Here is a 2,549-nt window from a genome sequence, read left to right on the forward strand (position 1 = left end):
GTTTTTCTTTATAAAAGGAAAAATAAGAAAACAGAAAATTCGGTTAAAATTTATGCGACGCTAGTGCTAATTTTTTATTTTCTTTTAATTTCTGATTAAGGTCTCCAAGTAGTGATTGAATCTCAACAAAATCATTTTCATAATTCCTATTTAAAATACGATATAATAATTTGTATTCTCCATTTGCAACTAGTTCCTTTTTAGCATCACGTAAAGCGTCAAGGACTTCTAATTTCAGCATTTTTATGAAGTATGGATCACATTTATTTGTTGGGTTATTTCCACCAAAAATTACATATTCGTATTGATCAATAGGAAATTCAACATGATGAAATAATTCTTCCTTTTTTACCTTTCCCTCGATTAACAGTTCCCTTAAATTAGCAACTTGTCTCTCAACCCATTCTTGTCTTTTAAAACCAGCCCTTGCTTTAAACCAATAAGTAAGTTTAGCCTTAGTAAAGGTCTTTTCATAGAACCAATCCCCCACTACTGCAAGTTGCTCCTCATCTAGTTCATCCAAAATTAATTCTACCCTTACATCAGGATATTTTATTTTTGATTCGTCAATGATCTCTTCATCTATAAGGTTTACAATAGACTTTTTAAAGGTTTCTTTTGTTTTAGAGTTGATGTCATCCACATCTAAAAACCTTTTCTTAAACATTGTAATATCTTGACTTAAGACCAAACCAATACAATCAATAAGGTTTGATTTTCCGATATTATTTTCCCCAATAATTGCAGTAAATGGTTTCAGCGGTATAGAGAATTTCCCTTCACCGAAATTTCTATAGTTCTTCACACTTAACTTTGAAATATACACGGCTAACTAAACTCCTTAACAAAATTTAATTTATAGTATCCATGTAGGAATTCTACAAAAGATGACAAAATCCTCCATTTTTTCTAATCCTCTAGTTCTTAATTGATTTCTCAAAAAAAACAGTAGGTTTCCCTACTGTTTGAAATCATGATCAGTCTGTAAAACGTTTCAAAAGTTAGTTAACTTTGTATTAAACCTGTGAAACTATCCTAATCTTTTTTAGTTTATTATTTCTACCTGCATTAATTCTTTTCCCTATTTTTTACTTAACATTTCTTTTTGGTATTCAATTATGCCGTTTATGTATTTGAGTTCCTCTAAATTACAGAAATACTTATGTCCATCTTCAACTGTGATTTGTACTGGATAGTGTTCAATTTTCTTGTCAATTTTAACATCAATAAGACCACAAACTCCTGAATGGACAATGTTGTCACAAATATCCTCAACATAAAAGTTTCTAAGGACCATTATCGAATCCCTCTTACTAAGAACGAATTCTTCTATATCTCGACCATCATAAAGTTCCAATAGAACCGTATTACCTGTTGCATGAGTTATCGTTACCCTAGTTGCACCATTATAAAAATCATTAATTTCGATTAATTCTTCAACACTTAATTTAATCAATATTTCCACCTCCATTAACCGTTTACTTCTACATTGAAGCGATGATTACTGCATTTTTAGAGCAAAAATTTTATCAACATATTCGGAAATTAAGGCAAGTAAAAAGACAAGGATTTCACTCCTCGTCTTTGTCCAAATAAATAGGATTCAATTTTTCAACTTGTTTTAAACACTCGAAAATCGCATCATCAACTAGAATATACTCGCTCAGGACAGCATGTATATTTTGAGTAAGATCTTCAAAGGTTGCAAAAGCAATATCTCTAATCTCTGTATTAAAAACTTCAATTAAAGAATTTTCTTGATTAATTTTTGCTAGCCTTTTATCAAACACAAATAAAAAGTACTGATATTGAGCAAAACCCTCGTATTGCTTCCAATTGATTCTTTTAAAGCGTGTAATAATAAATTGGTAATTTTCGTAATGGAATTCAATAATTTCATTTTCCATTGGTTTTCTTGAGTGATTTGTTTGCTGCAAGTGTATCTCCTCCATTATCTTATGAAAATTAATACATGACGACTCTTCAAGATAATGAAGTAAAAACCTTGATTTTTATGGGAAGAAATACATTAATGATTGATTTTAATACTTATGTATCACTTCATACCTAAAGTTGATTGGAGGGGCTGTTTAACCCCGATTTTCGGGCAAAAAATCACCCTCTACCTAAATTAATCAGCAAAAAATATCATCACTATAAAATCAACATTTTTGTGATTACAATACACAATAGTAATTGCCTATTTCCTGCTGTAATATTATTAACAAAGGAGGCGGAATCTAAGTGAAACAAATTGGATTGGTTGAATATAGGTTAATACCAGACTTTTTAAAAATATCGTTTACAGAGGGGGTAAATTCTCTTACACAGTTTGTATCTACCCTTTATGAAGAAAAAAGGATTGATCTAATTGCAAGACTGTTTGGATATCTTGAACCTGAATCGTACTATCTTGGCTACCATGGATATTGGGATGGTGAGAATATAAATCCCTTATTTTATTTTTATAAAACATATAATGTAAGCCCGTAATCAAACAACGCATATAAAACATCAGGCACCTCCGGTACGATAAATGTATCAATCAA

Annotated in this window: 4 protein-coding genes; 1 reads left to right on the plus strand and 3 read right to left on the minus strand. The window is 30.5% G+C overall.

Annotated elements, in window-relative coordinates:
* Positions 1 to 43: 43 nt before the first annotated feature.
* The 3 genes from AC1UFB_RS16235 to AC1UFB_RS16245 all read right to left on the minus strand — a co-directional run bounded on the left by AC1UFB_RS16235 (position 44) and on the right by AC1UFB_RS16245 (position 1,937).
* Positions 44 to 826: an AAA family ATPase gene (locus AC1UFB_RS16235; RefSeq protein WP_482589504.1), complete on the minus strand. Its 783-nt coding sequence runs from the start codon at positions 824 to 826 to the stop codon at positions 44 to 46.
* 255 nt (positions 827 to 1,081) lie between these two features.
* Positions 1,082 to 1,456: a hypothetical protein gene (locus AC1UFB_RS16240; protein ID WP_328101869.1), complete on the minus strand. Its 375-nt coding sequence runs from the start codon at positions 1,454 to 1,456 to the stop codon at positions 1,082 to 1,084.
* Between the two features lie 115 nt (positions 1,457 to 1,571).
* The gene (locus AC1UFB_RS16245) at positions 1,572 to 1,937 is read right to left on the minus strand and encodes a hypothetical protein (RefSeq protein ID WP_328101868.1); all 366 of its coding nucleotides are present in this window, start codon (positions 1,935 to 1,937) and stop codon (positions 1,572 to 1,574) included.
* 307 nt (positions 1,938 to 2,244) lie between these two features.
* Here AC1UFB_RS16245 and AC1UFB_RS16250 point away from each other — a divergent pair, with 307 nt between their 5' ends.
* On the plus strand, positions 2,245 to 2,493 hold the full coding sequence (locus AC1UFB_RS16250) for a hypothetical protein (protein ID WP_482589505.1): 249 nt from the start codon (positions 2,245 to 2,247) through the stop codon (positions 2,491 to 2,493).
* Positions 2,494 to 2,549 lie beyond the last annotated feature (56 nt).

The sequence above is a fragment of the Priestia sp. KCTC 13724 genome (assembly GCF_056820425.1).